This is a genomic window from Candidatus Desulfofervidus auxilii (assembly GCF_001577525.1).
GTDB classification, from domain to species: Bacteria; Desulfobacterota; Desulfofervidia; order Desulfofervidales; family Desulfofervidaceae; genus Desulfofervidus; species Desulfofervidus auxilii.
Genome location: NZ_CP013015.1, coordinates 634,816 through 656,356, shown reverse-complemented (window position 1 = coordinate 656,356; position 21,541 = coordinate 634,816). Strand labels below are relative to the sequence as shown.

21 protein-coding genes and 1 tRNA gene are annotated in these 21,541 nt (G+C 36.5%); 9 read left to right on the top strand and 13 right to left on the bottom strand.

Annotated elements, in window-relative coordinates; all coding sequences use genetic code 11:
• The 5 genes from carA to HS1_RS03365 are packed head-to-tail and all read right to left on the bottom strand — an operon-like array spanning nt 1 to nt 4,255.
• Nucleotides 1–1,116: a glutamine-hydrolyzing carbamoyl-phosphate synthase small subunit gene (carA, locus tag HS1_RS03385; RefSeq protein ID WP_066060906.1), complete on the bottom strand. Its 1,116-nt coding sequence runs from the start codon at nt 1,114–1,116 to the stop codon at nt 1–3.
• 17 nt (nt 1,117–1,133) lie between these two features.
• A complete protein-coding gene (locus HS1_RS03380) occupies nt 1,134–1,892 on the bottom strand; it encodes an SIR2 family NAD-dependent protein deacylase (protein WP_066060903.1) in 759 nt (252 codons plus the stop codon).
• Nucleotides 1,886–2,662 (bottom strand): transporter, encoded by a 777-nt coding sequence (locus HS1_RS03375; RefSeq protein ID WP_066060901.1) that lies wholly within the window; start codon nt 2,660–2,662, stop codon nt 1,886–1,888. Before HS1_RS03375 ends, HS1_RS03380 begins: the two co-directional genes overlap by 7 nt.
• Nucleotides 2,663–3,118, bottom strand: coding sequence for a DUF1841 family protein (locus tag HS1_RS03370; protein ID WP_066060898.1), 456 nt, complete (start codon nt 3,116–3,118; stop codon nt 2,663–2,665).
• A 3-nt stretch (nt 3,119–3,121) separates the two neighbouring features.
• Nucleotides 3,122–4,255: an SPOR domain-containing protein gene (locus tag HS1_RS03365; protein WP_066060895.1), complete on the bottom strand. Its 1,134-nt coding sequence runs from the start codon at nt 4,253–4,255 to the stop codon at nt 3,122–3,124.
• 114 nt (nt 4,256–4,369) lie between these two features.
• Here HS1_RS03365 and HS1_RS03360 point away from each other — a divergent pair.
• Nucleotides 4,370–4,445, top strand: a tRNA-Phe gene (locus HS1_RS03360).
• 20 nt (nt 4,446–4,465) lie between these two features.
• Nucleotides 4,466–5,011, top strand: a complete 546-nt coding sequence (locus HS1_RS03355) for a hypothetical protein (protein WP_066060892.1) — start codon at nt 4,466–4,468, stop codon at nt 5,009–5,011.
• Between the two features lie 457 nt (nt 5,012–5,468).
• Here the strand turns inward: HS1_RS03355 and HS1_RS03350 are convergent, their stop codons facing one another.
• The 6 genes from HS1_RS03350 to rho all read right to left on the bottom strand — a co-directional run bounded on the left by HS1_RS03350 (nt 5,469) and on the right by rho (nt 12,807).
• The gene (locus tag HS1_RS03350; protein ID WP_156469366.1) at nt 5,469–7,853 is read right to left on the bottom strand and encodes a hypothetical protein; all 2,385 of its coding nucleotides are present in this window, start codon (nt 7,851–7,853) and stop codon (nt 5,469–5,471) included.
• A gap of 717 nt (nt 7,854–8,570) precedes the next feature.
• Nucleotides 8,571–8,987 carry a hypothetical protein gene (locus tag HS1_RS03345; RefSeq protein WP_066060886.1) on the bottom strand — a complete coding sequence of 139 codons (417 nt, stop codon included), beginning with the start codon at nt 8,985–8,987 and terminating at the stop codon, nt 8,571–8,573.
• Nucleotides 8,988–9,203: 216 nt separating this feature from the next.
• Nucleotides 9,204–9,305, bottom strand: a complete 102-nt coding sequence (locus HS1_RS13890; protein ID WP_420886055.1) for a hypothetical protein — start codon at nt 9,303–9,305, stop codon at nt 9,204–9,206.
• A gap of 925 nt (nt 9,306–10,230) precedes the next feature.
• Nucleotides 10,231–11,292, bottom strand: coding sequence for a peptide chain release factor 1 (prfA, locus tag HS1_RS03340; RefSeq protein ID WP_066066432.1), 1,062 nt, complete (start codon nt 11,290–11,292; stop codon nt 10,231–10,233).
• Between the two features lie 5 nt (nt 11,293–11,297).
• On the bottom strand, nt 11,298–11,507 hold the full coding sequence (gene rpmE, locus HS1_RS03335) for a 50S ribosomal protein L31 (RefSeq protein WP_066060884.1): 210 nt from the start codon (nt 11,505–11,507) through the stop codon (nt 11,298–11,300).
• 52 nt (nt 11,508–11,559) lie between these two features.
• Entirely contained in the window at nt 11,560–12,807 is a 1,248-nt protein-coding gene (gene rho, locus HS1_RS03330) for a transcription termination factor Rho (RefSeq protein ID WP_066060881.1), read from the bottom strand.
• Nucleotides 12,808–13,392: 585 nt separating this feature from the next.
• On the opposite strand from rho, the gene HS1_RS03325 reads away from it, so the two are divergent.
• From HS1_RS03325 to HS1_RS03300, 6 genes are all read left to right on the top strand, one after another.
• Nucleotides 13,393–14,427, top strand: coding sequence for a bis-aminopropyl spermidine synthase family protein (locus tag HS1_RS03325; RefSeq protein ID WP_066060878.1), 1,035 nt, complete (start codon nt 13,393–13,395; stop codon nt 14,425–14,427).
• 31 nt (nt 14,428–14,458) lie between these two features.
• Nucleotides 14,459–14,827 carry an adenosylmethionine decarboxylase gene (gene speD / locus HS1_RS03320; RefSeq protein ID WP_066060875.1) on the top strand — a complete coding sequence of 123 codons (369 nt, stop codon included), beginning with the start codon at nt 14,459–14,461 and terminating at the stop codon, nt 14,825–14,827.
• The gene (speE, locus tag HS1_RS03315) at nt 14,811–15,668 is read left to right on the top strand and encodes a polyamine aminopropyltransferase (protein ID WP_066060872.1); all 858 of its coding nucleotides are present in this window, start codon (nt 14,811–14,813) and stop codon (nt 15,666–15,668) included. The genes speD and speE overlap by 17 nt, the downstream gene beginning before the upstream one ends.
• 19 nt (nt 15,669–15,687) lie before the next feature.
• Entirely contained in the window at nt 15,688–15,888 is a 201-nt protein-coding gene (locus HS1_RS03310; protein WP_066066430.1) for a NifU family protein, read from the top strand.
• 110 nt (nt 15,889–15,998) lie between these two features.
• The gene (locus HS1_RS03305; protein WP_066060868.1) at nt 15,999–16,211 is read left to right on the top strand and encodes a PLDc N-terminal domain-containing protein; all 213 of its coding nucleotides are present in this window, start codon (nt 15,999–16,001) and stop codon (nt 16,209–16,211) included.
• Nucleotides 16,204–16,725, top strand: a complete 522-nt coding sequence (locus tag HS1_RS03300) for a cysteine hydrolase family protein (protein WP_066060864.1) — start codon at nt 16,204–16,206, stop codon at nt 16,723–16,725. The genes HS1_RS03305 and HS1_RS03300 overlap by 8 nt, the downstream gene beginning before the upstream one ends.
• An 8-nt stretch (nt 16,726–16,733) precedes the next feature.
• On the opposite strand, the gene HS1_RS03295 is transcribed toward HS1_RS03300, so the two are convergent.
• Nucleotides 16,734–18,842, bottom strand: coding sequence for a hypothetical protein (locus HS1_RS03295; RefSeq protein WP_066060862.1), 2,109 nt, complete (start codon nt 18,840–18,842; stop codon nt 16,734–16,736).
• A 553-nt stretch (nt 18,843–19,395) separates the two neighbouring features.
• The gene (locus tag HS1_RS03290; RefSeq protein ID WP_066060860.1) at nt 19,396–19,800 is read right to left on the bottom strand and encodes a hypothetical protein; all 405 of its coding nucleotides are present in this window, start codon (nt 19,798–19,800) and stop codon (nt 19,396–19,398) included.
• Nucleotides 19,801–20,365: 565 nt separating this feature from the next.
• Here HS1_RS03290 and HS1_RS03285 point away from each other — a divergent pair.
• Nucleotides 20,366–21,508 (top strand): cytochrome c3 family protein, encoded by a 1,143-nt coding sequence (locus HS1_RS03285; protein WP_066060859.1) that lies wholly within the window; start codon nt 20,366–20,368, stop codon nt 21,506–21,508.
• The last annotated feature ends 33 nt before the right edge of the window (nt 21,509–21,541 follow it).

The window sequence follows — 21,541 nt, the reverse complement described above, 5'->3', positions numbered from 1 at the left end:
TTACATCATCCTAATAAATTCATCAAAGAGATATTTAGCGTCATGTGGGCCTGGACTGGCCTCAGGGTGGTATTGCACAGAAAATAAAGGCAGGGCTTCGTGTCGCATGCCCTCTAAGGTATTGTCATTTAAATTGAGGTGGGTGACCTCCATCCCTGTCCCCTTCAGTGAATCAATATCTACACAAAAACCATGGTTTTGACTGGTAATCTCTATTTTACCTGTGGCTAGGTTTTTTACCGGATGATTGGCCCCACGATGCCCAAATTTTAATTTAAATGTCTTTCCCCCCATGGCCAAACCAATAATCTGATGTCCCAAACAAATGCCAAAAATGGGCTTTTTCCCTATGAGTGCTTTCACTTGTTCAATTACATGTTTAATAGGCGCGGGGTCTCCTGGACCATTAGAAAGAAAAATCCCATCAGGCCGGGTGTCTAAAATCTCCTGGGCCTTTAACTTGGCTGGCACTACCAAGATTTCACACCCTCTTTTTTCCATTTCACGCAAAATATTAAATTTCATTCCACAATCTATGGCCACTACTTTATATTTAGTCTTATCTGGCCAAACAGATGCCCCCCAATTTTTTACTTTCAAACACTTCCCTCCTTGCCATAAAAATGGATGTTTACAGGAAACAGGAGTAGCCAAGTCTCTTCCAATCAAGCCAGGAAAAGCCTTTACCTTTTTTAGTAAGGATTTTATATTTAAGTTATTGGTAGAAATAATCCCCTTCATTGCTCCTTGTAAACGGATATGGCGGGTTAATGCCCTAGTATCTACTCCTTCGATCCCCAAAATAGATGCCTCTTTTAAATAATCTGCCAAGGTTTTTTCACTCCGCCAGTTGCTAGGAAAAGGACAATATTCCTTAACGATAAAACCTTCTACTTGAACGTTAGCTGATTCTATATCTTCTTGGTTTATGCCATAGTTTCCAATCAAGGGATAGGTCATAGTAACAATCTGTCCTTTATAAGAGGGGTCTGTCAGGATTTCTTGGTATCCCATCATACTGGTATTAAACACTACCTCACCTAAGGCCTCACCCGAGACGGTAAACGACCTTCCTTCAAACACAGTTCCGTCTTCCAAAACCACCAATGCCTTCATGCTGGCCTCAATAATAATCAAGATTGTTTAGGAGGGCAAGTGCCTATGATTTGTGCCAGTTCTGTCAATACTTCACTTGCCTTTCCTGTTAAGAATATATCTGTTATTGTTTCCGTTAGATGGGTAGAGTGGATGTTTATTTCTATAATCTTGGCTCCCTGTCTTTTGGCCTCATCAGGTAAAAAATTGGCAGGTGCTACTTCAGCCGAGGTTCCAATAACTAACATCACATCGCAGGCATCTATCAATTTCTGGGTTTCAAGTAAGGCCTCAAACGGAATCCTTTCACCAAAAAACACTACATCTGGTTTAAGCACTCCTCCACATTCACAGCAGGGGACATCCTCCCAGGTAATTTCTGTCTTTTTATAAATACGCCCACATTGTAAACAACGCAAACGAAAGGCATTGCCGTGAAACTCTATTACCTTTTTGGAACCTGCTACTTGATGTAAATTGTCTACATTTTGGGTGATAATGGCCTTTAAATATCCCCGTTTTTCCCACTCAGCCAACACTAAATGAGCAGGATTGGGTCGGGCTTGGGTCATAATCTGGTCAAACTCCTTAAACATCCGCCATACTTTAGATGGATTTTTTAGAAAACTATCAATATGCGCATATTCTTGAGCATCATATCGCTGCCACAATCCCTGATTGCCCCTAAAAGTAGGTATACCGCTTTCTGCTGAAATCCCTGCTCCGGTTAAGGCAATGCCAAAATGGGCAGATTGAATTATTTGGGCTGCTTCTTTTAGTTTGTTTAATTTTACCATTCCCAGAGATAACTTATACCCATACTAATTCCCCAGTCTTCACTTTGTTCATTCAAGCCCACATGCACTCCAGCATCTAATCGCCAATGAGATAAATACCAATATTGAATACCCATAGTGGCCACTGCATAATTATTATCATGATTACTGCCTGCCCAACCTTGTATTTCTGTCAATAAATCAATGTTTGGCCAAAGTGCATAACTAAATCCCACTCCATAAACAAACACATCATCCTGAGAGGCATTCACTTGGGGATTGCCAATAATGCCTAGACCCATATTAAGAAAAACATTTAAATCATGCCATCTTTTAGCTAGCAAAGCCAAGGCAAAAAAGTCTGTTTCATTAGTGCTAAATCGCTTTTCATAATCTCCATTGGGCAATTTAGTGCTTAGATCAATAGACACAGCAGGAAAATTATTTTTATCTTTAAATAAATTTATTTTCACCCCTAAGGTTAAATCTCCACCATCCCAGTCACTGTCCGTATGGTCTGAATCAAGATAAATATAAGGGTAATCAAAGTGTATTTCTACATTATTGGCTAATCCAATGTTTAAGTCAAATTGGGGAAGGTGGAGTTCTTTACGGTGGGTATTTTTTCTTTCAAAAGGAAACCACCTATTTTGGGTATATTTTGCCCCTAAACGAAATTCCCACTGCCCTTTAGGAATTAAATGAGCATCCAAACTAGCCAAAGGATACAATGTATCTGACCAGGCTAGAGTAGGAGACAAAACAATCAGAAACAAAATCAATCTTTGCATTTATCCCTCCTCTATTTTTTCCCAAAAAATTTCTGGAGGATAATGGGCATATTCCTTAAGTATTTGTTTATAAAGCCCTAAATCAAATTTTTGTTCTTTAAAGATAGTAAATAGCTGAGTAGTAAGAATGGCCCCTAACATATGGACAATTTCATGGTGAGACAAACCACGTTTTTTCTGAATTGTATAAAAATAGCCCACTTCAGATAATTCATTTTTGTCCAATAACTCTTCTACCACAGTATGAAGAGTAAGATGCAAAAAAGGCTCAGGAGACGCTAAAGGCAATGTCTTCTGTTTTCCTTCTAAAAATGGAATAAACTCCTTATGTGCTTCAATGCTTTTGACCATATAGTTCCAATAAGGATGGTTTTTCTTCTTACCTTTTTTTAAGGCTTGCCAAACTTCTTTAAATAACTGCGGATGAGTATTGGAAAAAAATTGTTTCTTTTCCATAAACTATTTATATTCTAAACTTCCTACCCATGCACCTGGGAAGTCCTTTTTTACTTCATCCCGTTTTTTATAAGCATCTTCCTTATTTTTAAATCCACCTATAAATATCCGATACCAAGTTCCTCTTTGAGGTATCCTTCCTTCTTTTATCATTACTTGATAACCTTTCTCTCTGAGCACTTGAAGCCTTTTATATGCAGCATCTTTATTTTTATAAGTTTCTAAATAAACTGCCCAAGGAGAAATTGATGATAACAATAAATTAGCCTGATTAAAACCATCTTGCATTCCTATCTCTTTAAAAATTTTTCTTGCCTTTAAAGCGTAATTCTTGGTAGTTTCATATTGACCTAAGTCACGATATAGTTTGGCTAAATAAAGGCAACCTGTGGCCTCCCAAATCCTGATCCCCGCCCCCTGAACCATTTCTAGCCCCTTAAGGAGTTCCTTTTGGGCATTTGAGTAATCTTTTACCTTTCGATAACTTTCTCCTAGATTTAATTTCATAGGGCCTACTCCCAGATAATATCCACCTTCTTGGGCGTAATTTATGGCCTTTTTATAGTAATCTATGGCCTTAAGGTAATCTTTCTTAACTGCATAGATATTACCTATATTATTGTGAATGGTGCCTAGGGCTACTAGATCCTTGGTAGACACATATTGTAAACTTTCTTTATAATATCCAAGGGCTTTCTCTAATTCACCCTTATCCCGAAGGACACCCGCAATATTGTTTAAACCTGAGGCCATGGCTTTTTTATCACCTAGTTCTCTTGCTATTTTTAACTGTTGGGAGAAGTAATAAAGTGCTTTATCTGTTTTCCCCACACTGCAGTAACTTAGACCCAGGAAATTATAAACTGCTGCAAATTTTTCCTGGGTTTGGGCTAGTGTTTTTGCCTTTTCTAGATACGGTATAGCTTTATCAGGCTTGCCTTTTTTATAATAAGCTGCACCTGTGATTAGATGGGCATCAAAACCACCTTCAGCCTTTATGGCCTTTAGCCCTGTTTTAATAGCAGCATCATAATCTTCATTCCTAAAGGAATCCATAGCTTCTTCGGTCAAACTTAAGCCATAAACACTGGTTACTGTTATTGTCAGCAATAAAAATAATAAAATGGCGGTTTTCATTTTCCTCCCATCATAGTAAAAATTAATACCTAGGTCAAGCAGAAGGGAACTTGAGACACAATTTATGCTCTAAATCCCTTGACAACTGTTTGGGGTTTTTATAAGCTAGCCTTAGCCGGGGTAGCTCAGTCGGTAGAGCAACGGACTGAAAATCCGTGTGTCCCCAGTTCGATTCTGGGCCCCGGCACCAATTTTACCCTTTTCGAAGGTATGGGCTATCACTTTAAAAGAGGCGCTAAGAGAGTAATAATTGGCTTTTTATGGTTATTTTTAGTGCCTTTATCCTCAGTTTGGGGTAATGGTTTAGTCCCACAAGACTTGTTGAACTACATCAATGTTGAACTTACCAAAGTAACCCCCTTAGAAACCGAAGCAATGGAATATTATGAATCCGTTACTGGCGAAAATTATAAAGATGACCTCACTACTTATAATGTTTTAAAAGATAAGGTTATTCCTACTTATAACAATTTCCGGGAAAAGCTCAAAAATATTAAGCCAAGCACAGAGGAAGTCAAAAATTTCCATAAGACATACATAGAAACGGCAGAGATGTATTATCAAGCTTTTACCATGTTACTTTCGGCTTTGGAGAAAAAAGACGAAGCAATTTTAAAATCTGCAAATAAAAAGTTTGAACAGGCAAGAGAAACAGCTAAGAATTTGCACGATTCTTTAAAAAAACTCTGCCAGAAATATGGTCTAAAGTTAAAAGATTCTCCCAAATCCGTAATAACTCCAAAAGAAAACTTATAAATATAGTAAATGACCTTACGCACAGTATGAAAAAGAAATTTGTTTTTAGCGGTTGCCCTCTTTGATTTTTTAGCCTTTAAAGGCTCTCAGTATGATTAGGGGAGCGCTACCAAATAGTTAATGTGTGCATAGGGGTACGGATAGATGAATGGTCCAAAAATTTTGATTTTGGTATAAAAGGGGTTGCATAACTTTTTCATAGATGATAACTAATTTTGAATTTTTATTTTCCCACTATTCCACATTATTTGATTACAAATTGGGTTTACTAAACCACTTTTTATCAGTATTTTACCTCTTTCTCCCACTTTTTGCGACACTTAATCAAATTTTTTGACTTTTTACACAATCTGACGTATTGCGGATAAAAGAAGTTGCCCGATAGGGTAATTTGGGGAAATCTTTGATTTCCCTTTTATCCGCTGTTAGGCAAATGTTTTGCTTGGTAATGATTATCTTATACCTCATTTTCCCAGAAAGATGAAACAAAACTACTATCCTTATTAAGAGATAATAATGTTACTATCCAAGATGGATTTTTATAATGGGGAACTTGCTCTGTAAGATAAATTCCATATTCTATAGCTATACTAAGCCACTTAGTAGAGTCATCTGCAGATTTAAAAATAGAGCCATCAGGAGGGTTCTTGAGAAAGAAATCTTTTAATTGACTAAAAGCTATCTTCGTTTTGCCCCTCTCTTTTAAATAAACTTTGGTCAAAGAAACCATTTCAGCAAAAGTTGAATCTGGCTCTTTTGGGAGGTCGAAATCCCTGAGGATTTCCTTAAGCAAATTCTTTGTAATATCAAACGGATACTTTTCTATAATTTCTTGTATTGAAAATGTGGGAAATCTTATAAATAAGAATCTGCTTAACTCTTTTAAAAATTCTTTTATTATCTTATTATTTTTCTCCTTAAGCAAGTAAATACAAAAGGCCAGCTCACTTAAGCTTAATTCCTCGCTAAACTTTTCTGCAATTTCATAAGGCGAAAGGGAGGATACGTTTAAGTTAAACGAAATACCGCAAAATATAAAAAAACCAAGAAGAGGCAAGTCTTCGACCTTTAATGCCGTAAAGGTAGGCAATATTTTATTCGCAAGAGAACGTGTTATTGCCTTTCCTTTTTCTTCATCGGCATGACATAAGCTCCATAAAAGCCGAAAAGCATCACGTCTTGAAGATAATAGAGCTTTTGAAAGCCATTTTTCGTTATCTATATTCTCAATCCAGTTTTTAACTTTTAAATTATTAATCTGAAGCAGATTCCAAAGGAGTCTACTTATTGCTTCAGTCTCTGAGTTATCCAAAAGTCTATTGAAATCTAACTTGAATATCTCATCAGCTAATTCCTGCCCCTTTTCCTCGCTATATTGATAGATATTCCACATAAGCGCGGCCAATCCTTTATCAAAGGGGATACCTATATAATCAACTAAGTCTAATTCTGATAGAATTCTACTACACAGCTGACGCCATGTTTCTTCACTACACATTTTAACATTGTTTAGTAATAAGGAAAGTTGCTCAATAGTATACCTTTGTTGCATCTCTAAATTGAGATTATCTACTATTTGTTGTGCGATCCTTTCCACTGCATGTTTTTCATCTTCAAAGGCAACCTGATAAGCTGAATTTAATAACTTGCCCAAGACTTTAAGAGGCTTTGTTTCAGGTTGGCTATATAACCTCTTAATTGGTTCACCAAGTGGTTTTGAAGCTAAACTATTTACTACTGATTGTGCAAATCTTTTTGGCTCTCCAACACACCAACGATACCTATAAAGTCGGTTGGCAACTCTACTCAGACTTGAAGAAAGCCATATTTGCAACCAATGTGGCGAAATATTATCTTTGATGTCTTTGTATACCTCAGGATCTATATTTTTAATAATACCTAGGCAATTTAATATTACACTTAGCTCTGAATTTTTGAGCTTCTCTATTAGCTTGCCATCTTTATGAAGAATTATTAAAAATGATTTTACAAAATTTATGCTGAAGGGATCTTGTAAGCAGTACTTCAAAAACCACATTATCCTTTGGGCGGTAGCGGCTTTTGCCTTTTCCGCTACATCGTTTGGGTTGAGTTTAGAAATGACCCGTGAAGCTTTCTCGTGAGGTAATAATCTGATTAAATTTGGAATAATTGAAAATGAGGCCTCTTTTGCCTTTTTAACTAAAACATCCTCATCTAATGCCTCGGTTGCTAACCAATCTTTTTCATTAGCATCGACTCTGCTTAAAAATAAAAGTAGGAACTCAACTTCAATAAGAGATGCTCCAGTTAGTTTCTCTTTAAGTTTTTCTCCTTGTTCCTTTGGAGAATCGCCCCATAATTTCTTATACTGAGACCAAAACTCTAATCCTTTTTCTTTGCCACAGGCCCAAGTTATATAACGAAGGACAGAACTTACAGCTCTGATACCATCTTGCTTAATCATACCAAAAATGGTGTTATACGTTTCTTGGTCTTTAAAGATTTGAGACAAGATAAGCTTTTGTTTATTGCGATATATACCACCCATTAATTCAAGAAAATTGACAGGTTTCTTTTGCAGGTACTGTTTTAAAATATCAGCGGTAAGAACCTCAGGCTCCTTTGTTTCCCTTAGAATTGCTTCAGCTTCTATGACATAAGCTGCGTCTGAAGAGTGTTGCATTCTATAATAATTTCCTGGTAAGAATGTTATGACGCCCCTTTCAGTAAGCTCTGTTAGAATATTTTTCTCAAAATTCTCCCCATGGAAACTTACATCAAATTGGAATACTGCTGAAATTTTGATTAGCATTTTTTGAAGCTCAGTATTAAACTCTCTGATGAGGAATTGCTTTAACACTCTCTCTAAAACCTTCTCTTTGGGTACAGAATGAAGAGGACCGCCTATTTCACTCCATGTCTCAAGATACCATCTGAACCTACGCAAATTTGCCTTTTGTTCCCCAAATTCTCTTTTTATCCAAGATTTATCTTCTTCCGTAAGAGAATAAGGTATATTTCTCGCTGAAATAAATGTTGTGATAATTCCTAGCATCATTCCTAAATCCGGACTTAAATCTACATACCATCCTTTTTCTTCATACTCCTCAAAAGGATTTATTATAAGAAGTGATTCCTTCCCAGGGAATATCTTTCTTAAGGTAAAGATAAAAGAAGGCTTTTGACAATTATTTGCAAGCTCTATAAGTTTGGGGGTTATTTCATCTAAAGAGGCATGAGCATTTTCTATAATAAATAAAGTTTTCTGTTCTCCAAGTGCTTCAATCTGACGGCATATACTATTAATATCTTCTTTCCTGAGTTCGCGGATATCAATAAAATATACTTTCCAATTTTTTTTGAACTTATTAGAACCTATAACTCTTGCTAAAACTGTCTTGCCTCTCCCTTCGGCACCTCTAATAAGGCAGCGCCGGTTGCTTTGCAGTAGGCCCTCAACTTTTTTAATAAGTTTTTCGTCAAGGAGAACTTCTTTCTTTTGCAAATCATCGAAAGTTGGCCACCCTTTACGAGAATCCTTCATCACATCTTCAAGATGTAGCATTTCACCCATTCTCTATTTCCTCCAAATGTACAAAAGTACAGAACATATAACCCCGCTAAGGAAAATTGCCAACGAAAAATACATCCAAACTATATACTTTCTTCTCTCTATAAAATCTCTCTTCAATTTGTAGGGAGAGCCTGCTGACTCCCACTCACCTCGTGCATTCTCTAAAAGTGCGCTCACTCCAAAAGCACCGATAGAGGAAATAAAGAGAGATAAGGCTATCCCATATACTCTATGAATACTCATTGGTAAGCTTGTCGTTAAAAGTGCGCTGGTAAAAAGGTTAATTGCCAGCGAAACTAAAATACCAGCAATAAAGGCATAGAGATAAGCGATATTAAAATTGAACAAAAAGCGTTTCATTGCCTTTCCTCTCTTTAAACCAAACTCTAAAAAACTTCTTATAGTAGGAATTGTTACCATTGCTAGTAGCTCCACACAAGCTGATTTCGAACATGATTTAATTTTGATTTCTTAGCTATCCTACTTAGCTTTGCAATTGATCCGAATAAGCCAAGCAAAATTTCGCCCAACTTAAAATAATAGAATGGGGTCGTTTATACCTTGCTCTGGAAGAACTTAACTTTCTGTACATAAAGTAGGGAATTCACTTCTTTGTAACCTCATTACCTCCCTTCCCTATGGTGTCCAATGGACTCTTAATCCGCCAATGTCCTGCTCACGCACATGGGTGTAAATCTCAGTTGTTTTAGAGCTTTTATGCCCCAGTAGCTCTTGAATATACCTTAAATCTGTCCCACTTTCAAGTAGGTGTGTGGGAAAGCAGTTATCATGATCATTAAAATCTGTAGATAATTTTCTTTACCCAAAATCCGTAATTACTTTAAAAGAAAACCCACCTGCCTGCATTCCGCAGCCCTGCCTGTTGGCAGACAGGTCACTGCGCTTCTCCCTGCCTGTCTGCCGACAGGCTTGACAGAAAAATAGTCCCTTAAAGAAAAACTTTTTTTGCCTTACTCTTTAATATTTTTAACCTTAATAATTAATTAAAGGGAAAAAACTTTTTCCTTTCAACCAACTCTAGTTTTTAAAAAGCAGATTGCGAAGTGCCATCAAGACTGGCGAAAGCCACCCTGAAAGGGCTTGGTCTTGATGGCTTAACGGAGCAATCTGCTAAACTATAAATGGTTAAGCGCAATGGCACAATGCAGAATGCGAATTGAAAAATGCAAAATCGCCTTCTGTTAAATTGGAACGTTAGCACGTTTACACGTTTGCACGTTAGAACGTTGGCACGTTGGAAATGGGAATTGGAAATTGGGAAATGGGAACTGGGAATTTCTGTTTTCCGTTTTCTATTTTCTTAACTGTATTTTGTAAGTTTGACCCCAATTCCACTACAACTGCGAAAGGAGGAGAAAATGACGCTTAACAAAGTAACAAAGTATTCACGCTGCGCTTCGCTTGCCTTCGGCAAATCGCCTTCGGCGACTTCGTGAATACAAGACGGTTAGTGAAGTTAATCTTGAAGTATCACTGTCACCTAAAAGGTGAAACCACAAACATCAAAAGAAGCTCCTGCAAAAGTCCTAAAACCTGTTTGCCCCGCAGACAGGATACTTGTTTTGCCAATTTCCTGCATTCATGTCTGTTTTTATTGGATTTTATTTTGGCAATGGAATTTAAAAGTTAAGGTAATTTCGGGTTACATCTTTTTTAAAGCCTCAGCCTGGTAATGAGCGATGAGGGCATCAATGATTTCATCCAAATCTCCCTCCAAGACTTCCTCCAGCCGGTACAGGGTAAGACCGATGCGGTGATCTGTAACCCGGCCCTGAGGAAAATTATAAGTGCGAATTCTCTCACTCCTATCTCCAGTGCCTACTTGGCTCCGACGTTCCTCAACCATTTGTTGTTCTTGTTCTTGACGCTTCTTTTCTAAAAGACGAGCTCGTAAGATTTTCATAGCCTTAGCCTTATTCTTGTATTGGGAACGCTCATCTTGACACTGAACCACAATACCAGTAGGTAAGTGGGTAATTCTTACCGCCGAATCTGTCACATTTACGTGCTGTCCACCAGGACCAGAGGCGCGAAACAAGTCAATCTTCAAATCTTTAGGGTCAATTTCTATCTCTACTTCTTTAGCCTCTGGCAAAACAGCTACAGTTACAGCAGAGGTGTGAATTCTTCCTTGAGACTCTGTCTCAGGGACACGTTGAACCCGATGCACCCCGCTTTCATATTTCAAACGGCTATATGCCCCCTTTCCTTCAATGGCAGCGATGATTTCCTTTATTCCACCCATGCCAGTAAAGTGGGAACTTAACATTTCAACACGCCATCCCTTGTTCTCTGCATATTTTGTATACATTTTAAAAAGGTCTGCTGCAAAAAGGGCAGCTTCTTCGCCACCTGTTCCTGCTCGTATTTCAAAAATAATATTTCTTTCATCTGCTGATTCTTTGGGAAGAAGTAAGATTTTAAGTTCCTGTTTTTTTTCTGCTATTTTTTTATTTAGCGTAGAGATTTCTGCCTTGGCCAAATTGCGTAATTCTTCATCTTTATCCAAGAGGAGCTCTTTATTTTCTTCTAACTCTTTTTGTAATTTTTTATATTCCCGATAAACTTGAACAATTTTAGATAAATCTGCATGTTCCTTGGCATATTGACGGTATTTTTCGGTGTCTTTCAATACCTCTGAATCTGCCAGGAGCTTCTCTAATTCTACAAATTTGTTTTCTATTCCCTCTAATTTTTGCCAAATATCCATTATTCTTTGTCAACAATTCCGTATTTCCTCTTAAACTTTTCTATCTGACCAGCAGCATCAATATATTTTTCCTTACCTGTAAAAAAAGGATGGCAATGAGAACAAATTTCTACCTTAATGTCTTTTTTGGTAGAACCTACTTCTAATTCAAAACCACAAGCACACCTGATTTTAGTCCGATAATATGGGGGATGAATTTTTTCTTTCATAACCACACCTCCTTTAAACACATTTTACAATTTTTTTAAGAAATTGGTAGGGTTATTGATTCATAGAATTTAAAAACTCTTCATTTGTTTCAGTCATCTTTATTTTTTCTAAAAGAAATTCCATAGCATCCACTGGATTTAGCGGTGATAAGAGTTTCCTTAGAAGCCAAATGCGAGGGAGATATTTGGGGTCTGTGAGCAATTCTTCCCTTCTTGTTCCTGACCTATTAATATCAATAGCAGGGAAAATACGCTTATCACTTAAACGCCTATCTAGATGAATTTCCAGGTTTCCTGTCCCTTTAAACTCCTCAAAGATGACTTCATCCATACGGCTACCTGTTTCAATCAAAGCAGTAGCAATAACAGTTAAACTGCCACCTTCTTCAATATTTCTAGCAGCTCCAAAGAACCGTTTAGGCCGGTGCAAGGCATGAGCATCTATCCCTCCCGAGAGAATTTTGCCACTGGCAGGTACTACAGTGTTATAAGCCCTAGCCAAACGGGTAATACTATCTAGTAAAATTACTACATCTTTTTTGTATTCTACTAGTCTTTTCGCCTTCTCTATTACCATTTCGGCTACTTGAATATGACGGTGAGCTGGTTCATCAAAGGTAGAACTAATTACTTCTGCCTTAACAGTACGTTGCCAATCTGTCACTTCCTCAGGCCTTTCATCTATGAGTAAAACAATGAGAAAAATTTCTGGATGGTTAGTCTCAATAGCGTGAGCAATATCTTTTAAAAGCATAGTCTTCCCTGTCCGAGGAGAAGCCACAATGAGTCCCCGCTGACCTTTTCCTATGGGTGTGAGTAAATCCATAATTCGGGTAGAATAATTAGTAGGCGTATACTCTAAATGGATTTTTTGGTTAGGGAACAAAGGAGTTAAGTGGTCAAATAAAATTACTTCCCTTGCCTTCTCTGGAACTTCGAAATTGATGCTTTTCACCCTTACTAGAGCAAAATATTTCTCTCCCTCCTTGGGAGGTCGTATTTCTCCGCTTACGGTATCCCCTGTGCGCAGACCAAATTTTTTGATTTGAGAGGGAGAGACATAAATATCATCAGGTCCAGGCAAATAATTATTATAAGGAGAACGTAAGAAACCAAAACCATCAGGAAGGATTTCCAACACCCCCTCACCATAAATAGCCTCATTTCTTTCTGCTTGCGTCTGCAAAAGAGTAAAGATCAACGCCTGTTTACTCATCCCAGGGGCACCTTCTATATTTAATTCCTTTGCCAGTTCAATTAAGGAGTTGATCTTCATTGCTTTTAGTTGAGCTAAATTCATCTTTACTTCCTCACAAAAAATATTTTTAGTAAATCAATCCACTTATCTGTCAAAAATGGGATTATTTTTACAAGTATTTCCAGTAGCCAGAATTTTAAATAAACCTACATATCAAAAATTTCTTGAGTTGTGATGTCTTATATCCTCTAATTTAAATCTTGTGTAAATTCTCTTATTGTGACTATCTGAATATTTACATCCTTCACTTAAGTTTAACAAAGACTCTAAACTCATGGATAATACAGATTTACCCTCAATTGGCCATAATCTCAAACATATAAAAGAACTATATTCTTTGGCTACAAAAAGTTAAAATTTCCACTTCACCTCTCAGGTGGGTATATTCTTTATACTCACTTCTTTATCAAATGTCAATAGCAAAAATGGCCCAAAATCCGTGATTGATTTTTGGATAAAATTCCAACCTGCCTGCTGTCAGGCAGGCCTTACTACCAAGGTGCACAACTTTTTCATGTTATCATACTGCCTGGTTTTTTGGCTACTTGACATTTCCATAAAATCATGTAAAAAACAACTGCTTATGATAGAAGACCGATGTAAAGTATATCAGAAGAGGAGGATAGATTGGCAGAAACAAGGGTTAAGAGCTTTGTATTACGGTTTTTATTAGCTCAACCCTTGACATATTGGAAGCTCCTCAAGTATATTGATGTTGATATACCCACCGTTCAAAAAACCTTAAAAAATCTCCTAAGAAATAAAATCTTAGAATATAAAAACAATTTATTTTATCTCACTTCAAAAGGAAGAGAAGAAGCTAAGGATTTAGGGATTTCAGTTTTTAATTCTGCTATGTGTCCTGAGTGTCATGGTAAAACTGTTACTTTATCTCCTTTCAAATGGTTAGTAAAAGAATTTGAGAGCTTAACTTTTGAACGTCCTAAGGCGATTTCAGAATACGACCAAGGCTATGTTGACTCCACAGATACGGTAGCACGGGTGATTTTTATGTATCAACTTGGGGATATAGAAGGTAAAAATATTATTTTATTGGGAGATGATGACTTAACTTCTTTAGCCCTGCTTGCTTCAGGTTTTCCAAAACAAGTCACTGTTTTAGAAATTGATCAAAGGATTTTAAACTTTATTGAAAAGAAAGCAGCTTTAAAAGGTTGGAATAATCTTGAAGTAATTCGTTATGACGTTAGAGAGCCCCTTCCTGACCAATTTAAAGGCAAATATGATGTTTTTTTGACAGACCCTGTAGAGACCATAGGGGGTCTTCGTTTATTCCTTTCTCGGTGTGTTGAAGCCTTAAAAGGAGAAGGTTCTATAGGTTACTTTGGGTTGACACATTTAGAAGCATCACGTCAAAAATGGTGGAATATACAAAAAGACATTTTAGAAATGGGGTTTACCATTACCGATATTGTGCGGGGGTTTCACACTTATCTTTTAGAAAGAGACGACATTTTGAATTTGGAATTAAAGGTAGTCAAAGAAGCACCTGTAGAAATTAAAATCCCAGAGGTGGATTTTTATACTTCTAATCTGTTTCGGATTTATGCAGTAAATTCACCTCAACCTTTGGTAAGGGGCAAGGTGGATTGGCAGAGAGAACTTTATTACGATCAGGAGGCTTATGTAACTTGTCCTTAAAGAAGTAAATTTTTAAATTAAGGGGGGTGAAATGGCATGGATGGGGAAGCATTTAATTTTGGAATTGTGGGGGTGTAATGGAAGGGTTTTAAATTCCGAGGTGCTTATAAAAGGAATGCTGGAAAAAGCGGTAGAAGTCTCCGGTACAACGTTAGTAGAGCTTAAGACCCATAAATTTAATCCTCAAGGACTGAGTGCAGTAGCCCTATTGAAGGAGTCTTACATGAGCGTTCACTCATGGCCTGAAATAGGATATGCAGCCATAGACATTTATACCTGTGTTCCTTATGTAAGACCAGAAGAAGTAGTTTCTGTGGTCAAGCAATATTTAAAACCTAAAAAAATGCATGTCTTGGATTTTCATCGGGGTGATTCTTATTCAGATGCTGAACAAAAATGATGGTTGGTTTTACGAAGAAATAAATGGATTAAGGCTTGGATTTTTGGTGGAAGACATTCTTTACCATGAGCACTCATCTTACCAAGAGATTTATGTTCTAAAATTCAAAAATTTAGGTAAGGCGTTAATTTTAGACCAGTGTGTCCAACTTACTGAGAGAGATGAATATGTTTATCATGAATTAATTGTGCATCCTGCCCTTTTTACCCATCCTTGTCCTCAAAGGGTGTTAGTCATTGGTGGAGGTGATGGGGGTAGTGTAAGGGAGATTTTGAAACATGAAATGGTGCAAGAGTTAGATTTGGTGGAAATTGATGCTGAAGTAATCAAAGTGGCCCAAAGGTATTTCCCCTCAGTAAGTAATAAATTGAGGGATAAACGGGTGAAGATTCATATTAGTGATGGAAGATGGTATGTCAAGAAAAATCGCTCCAAATATGATATAGTGATTATTGATTCTACTGACCCAGTAGGACCGGCCAAAGTTCTTTATGAAAAAGGGTTTCAAGAAGATTTGGTTGAGGTTTTAAATGAGGATGGTATAATGGTGATTCAGAGTGAGTCTCCTTATTTGCATGAACAGTTTATAAAGGGATTATGTGATTTTTTAAAAGATATATATCCCATTGTGCGGATTTATGTTTATGCCATTCCTAGCTATCCTGGTGGGATGTGGAGTTTTATATTGGGAAGCTTTAAATATGACCCAGTAATGGCTGATGAAGCTTTAATTGAAGCTAGGTGGAGAAAAATGCACACTAAATATTATAACCCCAAAGTCCATAAAGGGGGATTTTTAAGTGTCCCCCAATTTATGTTAAAGGAGAAAGAAAGTGAGTGATTTAAAAAATAGGGTGCAGATGGCCATAAATAAAGTAAGACCTTCTCTTCAAGCAGATGGTGGTGACATTGAATTAGTAGATGTGATAGATGGAATAGTCAAAGTTAGATTAAAAGGGGCATGTGCAGGCTGTCCTATGTCTCAGATGACTCTGAAAATGGGTGTAGAAGCTTATTTAAAAAAGCAAATTTCTGAAGTAAAAGCAGTAGAAGCAGTCTAAAAATAGACTTATTTGATTGCAACCAGCCAATAACTGGCAAAATTGCTTCTTCCCTGAGATATAAGATGGGTAGTGAGCATATAGGTTAATATTTAAAACATTTACCGAAAATGCTTAAGTGGGGTTTATTAATTCTTATTTTTTTAATACCTATGATACCCACTTTCTGGGCAATTATTGAATTAATGACTAAAGAAATAAAGAATATTTATGGAAAATTTCTCTGGTTATTGTTTGTCATCTTTATTCCCTGTATAGGTGGATTATGTTACTTCCTATTTGGACGCAAAAGACTTTTAAAAGACCCCAAAACTAATGTCTAAACAGGCTGTTTTAATAATAGATATGTTAAATGACTTCGTAAGTCCTGAAGGTGTTCTTTATTGTGGCGAAGCTGCCCAAAAGATTATTCCTTATATAAAAAAATTGATTGAAACTAAAAGAAGGGAAGGAGCAGTTATTATCTATGTTGCTGACCAACATGAACCAGAAGATAGAGAATTTAAACGGTTTCCTCCTCACTGTATAAAGGGAACAAAAGGAGCGGAAATTGTGCCTGAATTATCTCCAGCTCCAAAAGATTATATTGTCCCCAAACAACACTTCAGCGGTTTTTTTAATACTAATCTGGAACAGATTTTAAAGAAGGAAAATATCACTCAAGTCCATATAGTAGGAGTGTGCACTTCTATCTGTGTGATGGAAACAGTAAGTGATTTATGTGAAAGGGATTATGAGATTTATATCCATGAAAAAGGAGTAGCAGACTTTGATAAAAACGCCCATATCTTTGCCTTGGAAAGAATGAAAAGGCTTTTTGGGGCAAGGGTGGTTTAATTATACATTCACTTGAGCCTCAAAAAATCAAAGGCCACAGCCAAGGTTCTATCATCTTTACTTTCTGAATAATAATCACATGGCCTAAAGACATGGCTGTATTCAAAACTGAGCTTGTTCAAGCCAGGTTTTAATCTATCTTTAACTTTCAATCTATATAATGTCCATTTTTTTTCTAAATTTAAGGATTTTATTTTATATTGATTTAAAAATACAGTCATAACTTGCGTTTGCCTAAACGGGGGCACAAATGGATAAACAAAGATTTCTAAAAAATTTATTTTTTGTGTATCTTTTGGCGAGATATAAAACCAAATTTCCGTCTTTTTCTCTGAAGACCATCTAAAGGTTCGCGGAGGGGTTTCTGCACTTATTTCAGGAGAGGATAGTCCCTTAAAAATGGCAAATGTTTTTTCTTTTGAAGAAAAATCTAAAAAATATTGTTTAATATTTAATCCTGATGAAGATACCTTAAAAATGGAGATTTTTTTATCGCTCCAGATTTCTTGTCCTAAGGAGGAAGTGGTAGTTTTACAGTTATACCCATCTTTATGCACGATAATGTAGCCTAAATTAAGGGCAGCTATAGTTTGCTTGGGAATAGCTAAAATATTTTGCCAAATCTGTTCAAAATAATTATTATAAAAAGGTGACAGCCTTAATCCCATACCATTGATTAAACGTTTGTGATGATACATTTGGGCATAAAAATTAGCATAACGATAAGGGTCATAAGGAAGTTCCAATACTGTTTTATCTCTAGGAGCATTTTTGATAATTTTATAACCTGGCGATAAATTAGGGGTGGTATATGTGAAATAATAATTCACATATAATATAAAACCTAAAAACAACAAAATACTCATTATAAAATGTTTATGTTTTCCCAAAAATCTTTGGTAATATGCACTTATTCCCAAACCAAAAAGAATGCTCATAGCTAGATGGGCTATACCGGTCATCATACTGCAATCCCTAATGGCTTGAAAAATAGGCAAGACATGAAGGAGACAATAAGGCAAGGGTAGATTATAAGTGTGTCCATTAATTTTCAGAAATGGGCCTAAAGAAAGAGAAAAAAAGAGCAAAAAGACTAAAAACCATAAAGATTTAATCTTATTTTTTGAATTCAAAAGACCTAAAACGCCAAATAACAAAATAACGGGATTGATAAAGGCCGATTGGATAGCTACATTGCCAGAAAAATTTTGCTTAATAGGAAAAACCCAGGATTTAAAAATAGGGTTGAATTCGCTGGGTAAAAAATAGGAAACCAAGTCTACTGACCATTTATTGGCCAAGGATAAAGGCACAGCCAAGACCTCAGTGCCCGCTTTGTGCAAATAACAAAAGATTATTAGTAAAAAAGGACATACCAGAATTATACTCAATAAGGCTAGCTTAAACATATTTTTTAGAAACATACTCCAAGTTTTTAAGCTTTTACAGCCATACCATATAACTACAAGGGCACTAAAAATAGCGATAAAAATAGTAAAATAAACATAAGTAGTAAAGGTTAAAAAAAAACCAAAACTTCCTAAAAGATAATAACGCCAAGGCACTCTTTCTTGGTTTTTAGTAGCTGAAATAATAGAAGTAAGGGCAATGGCATATAATATAAAACCACAAACTGCCCAGAGCACAAAAAGATGACTTAAAACATTGGCATATGTCCAAGGCGACATTTGAAAACTCAGTCCTGAGATAATGGCTATATTTTTTTCCAAGCCAGCATTTCTCGCCAAACAGTAAGTAAAATATCCTATTCCCCAAAAGGCAAGTAGTAACAAAATATTATAAATAGTAATCCAGGAGAAAACAAAAGATAATAATGAGCTAAGCAATCCCAAAAAGAAAATTTGGGTTAGATAAAGGCTGAGGTTTATTCCTATGGGATAAAATATAAAATCTGTCCAAGTTGAGCAGATTTTTTTCATCAGAAGTTGTTTAAACAACCATAGACCATAAACATCTCGCATACTGTCTGAGTGAGATAAATCAAAAATAGGATAAAACGGGAAATAGGGAAGGACATTATTTATGCTCAAAATAAAAGGGAAGGTAGATAGAATAGGAACTAATCCGAAGACTAAAATAGCAGTTGTCTTTTTCATTTAATACTGATAGGAATTAAAGGGGTAGTAGTAAATTAGTTCATGTATGTATAGGAATTTATAAAATTGGTTCCTTGTTGACATGAAATCTATCCCCTAAAATCCAAATTTCAAAATCCAAATGTCTAAATGCCAAAAACAGTTTTGAGTATCAAGTTTTAAGCTTCCCCTTCCTGCCTGTTTCGCCTTTGTTTTCTACTTAAATCTTAACACTTAAAACTTTAAATTTTTGGATTTTGGGCTTGATTTGACATTTGAGCTTTGTCATTTGTCATTTCTAGGATTTGCTATTCTGTCCATTATCTCTTAATCTCTACAAATCTCAATTTATCTTCTCCTAATCAAATTTTGTTCCTTTATTTAACTCTATATCTTGTGGTGATTTTAAGGACATTATGAATAATATACCTTTATCCCTTTTTACCTGGCATATTCCTCTATTTTGGGATGGGTCATGTGGTTTATAGCTAAAAAAGGCATTCCTTTGCCCCTTCGTAATGCTTGATGCGTTCTGCCCGTTTAAGAAAACGAGTTAATTTTTTGCGAGAAAGCTTTACTTCAAATTCACCAAGGATAAGGATTTTTTACCATCTTTCATCCCCCATCCATAAACATTCACCTCGTCCTCTTTACCGTCTTTATAAACAATATACCCTCTTGCTAACCTATCCTTTATCTTTAAATCAAAATCTCTTTCTAAGAGCCTGGGTAAGGCCTCATAAGCCTGATTTTCAAGGCCATAACCCACTGTATCTGAAAGCCCAGCTACCATTTCTCTGGTCTTGGCATGTTCACGAACAAGAGAACATAACTCCTCCTCTGTCCTCTTCTGGGCCTGAGCCAATTCTTCTACCACTTGTTTTAAGGCATTAAAATCCTCACGGGTGAGCTTTATTTCTCTCACCCTATCATCTACTACTCTTATGACAAACTCATAAAGCTCTGCTGATATTTGCATAACTTAAAAATACTTTATAAAAGGAAAGATGTCAATATAATTGGAGTTCCCCTAGGGCTACGTCAAAGTCAGACCATAAGTAGTTTAACAAAAAGAACAAACGTTTAAATATGGTCTAAAAAATCCAAATGGCTTGATTTGACATTTGGGCTTTGTCATTTGTCATTTTAATTCATCCCTGCCTGCCGGCAGGGAGGGATGTTTTTAAAAATTAACGCCTAAATTTTGGGGAATGTTCAAAATCAGTGTTTCTTAAGTTACAAAAAACTGTTTGCTTCAGAGAGGGACAGGACACTTTTTGTCATAGAATGGACAAATTTTGTTATTTTTAATGGTTTGACTTTTCTAAAATTTTTCCTGCTAACCAAATCAAAAATACATATCAAATATTTCCCCTTTATCTGTCATTATTGCTTTTTTACTTAAAACTTAAAACTTCACACTTAAAACTATTTTGGCATAAATCTTGCGTTATATTTTTAAAAACTTGACAAATGAGGTGATAATGGGTATAAGTAGTAATAGAGCGTAGTAATAGAGCATAGTAGAAAGGAGGTGAAAAGAAATGAAGAGGGTAGGTGTGTTAATGGCAGTAGTTATGGGTGTGATGCTTTTATTTAGTGGAGTGGCGGTGGCAAAGGTGAGTGGTCCATGCGTAAATTGTCATACAATGCATTGGAGTCAGCATGGAACAACACCAACATCTAGTTATCATGGAGGTACTACAATAGGTAGTGATGGTCCTTATGAAACATTGTTGGTAAATGATTGTGCAGGCTGTCATAGTGGCGATTCTGCAATTATAGGCGCAATTCCTATTGTATTAAGAACAAGTGCCCCAACAGGAACTGGGCCTGGAAAAAGCTTAGCAGGTGGTGATTTCTACTGGGTTAATGCAGGTGATCCTGAAAAAGGGCATGATGTGATAGATTTACCAGGCATTTCAGGACAAGATTCAAATATTGGATTAACCCCTCCAGGTTGGGACCCAAATGCTACCCCTGGTGCGTTAGGTGATGAACAGATCCATGATGGTGCTTCTAGTTGGACAAATCAGCTTACATGTGCTGGGAAATATGGTTGTCATGGTAGACATGATGAGACTACTAATGCTGCTGCTATAGCAGGTGCACATCATGGTGATGATAGTTGTCTTAAGCCAGGAAGTGTTGATCAAGCAGCGCAAGGAGCAGATATAACTACAAGTTACAGATGGTTAGGTGGTATTGAAGGTATAGAAGACCCTGATTGGGAATGGACAGCTACAGATGGAACTACAGACCACAACCAATATAAAGGTGTGAATGGAAATAGTAGCTATGGTGATAAAACTACCATTAGTTATCTTTGTGCTCAGTGCCATGGTTATTTTCATAGTGACATAGGCTCTTGGACAAGGCATCCTACAGACATTGTATTACCTTCTGATACTTCTAAAGAATACTATATGTATAATGGTGGAACAGGCAGTGATAATGATTATAGTGTAGTTGCTCCCGTAGGTAGTACTACTTTTACAGATAATGGTTATCCTGAAGCTCAAATTACTCCTGGTTCTACTGATTCTATTGTCCTTTGCATCTCATGTCACCGTGCCCACGGAACGGAATATGATGACCTCTTAAGATGGGATTACAGCAGTATGGTAGCTGGTGGTGGGGCTGGAAATGTAGGTTGTTTTATCTGTCATACCACCAAAGATGATTAGAGTCTGGTGTTGAATTTTTCATGGTGGGACAGT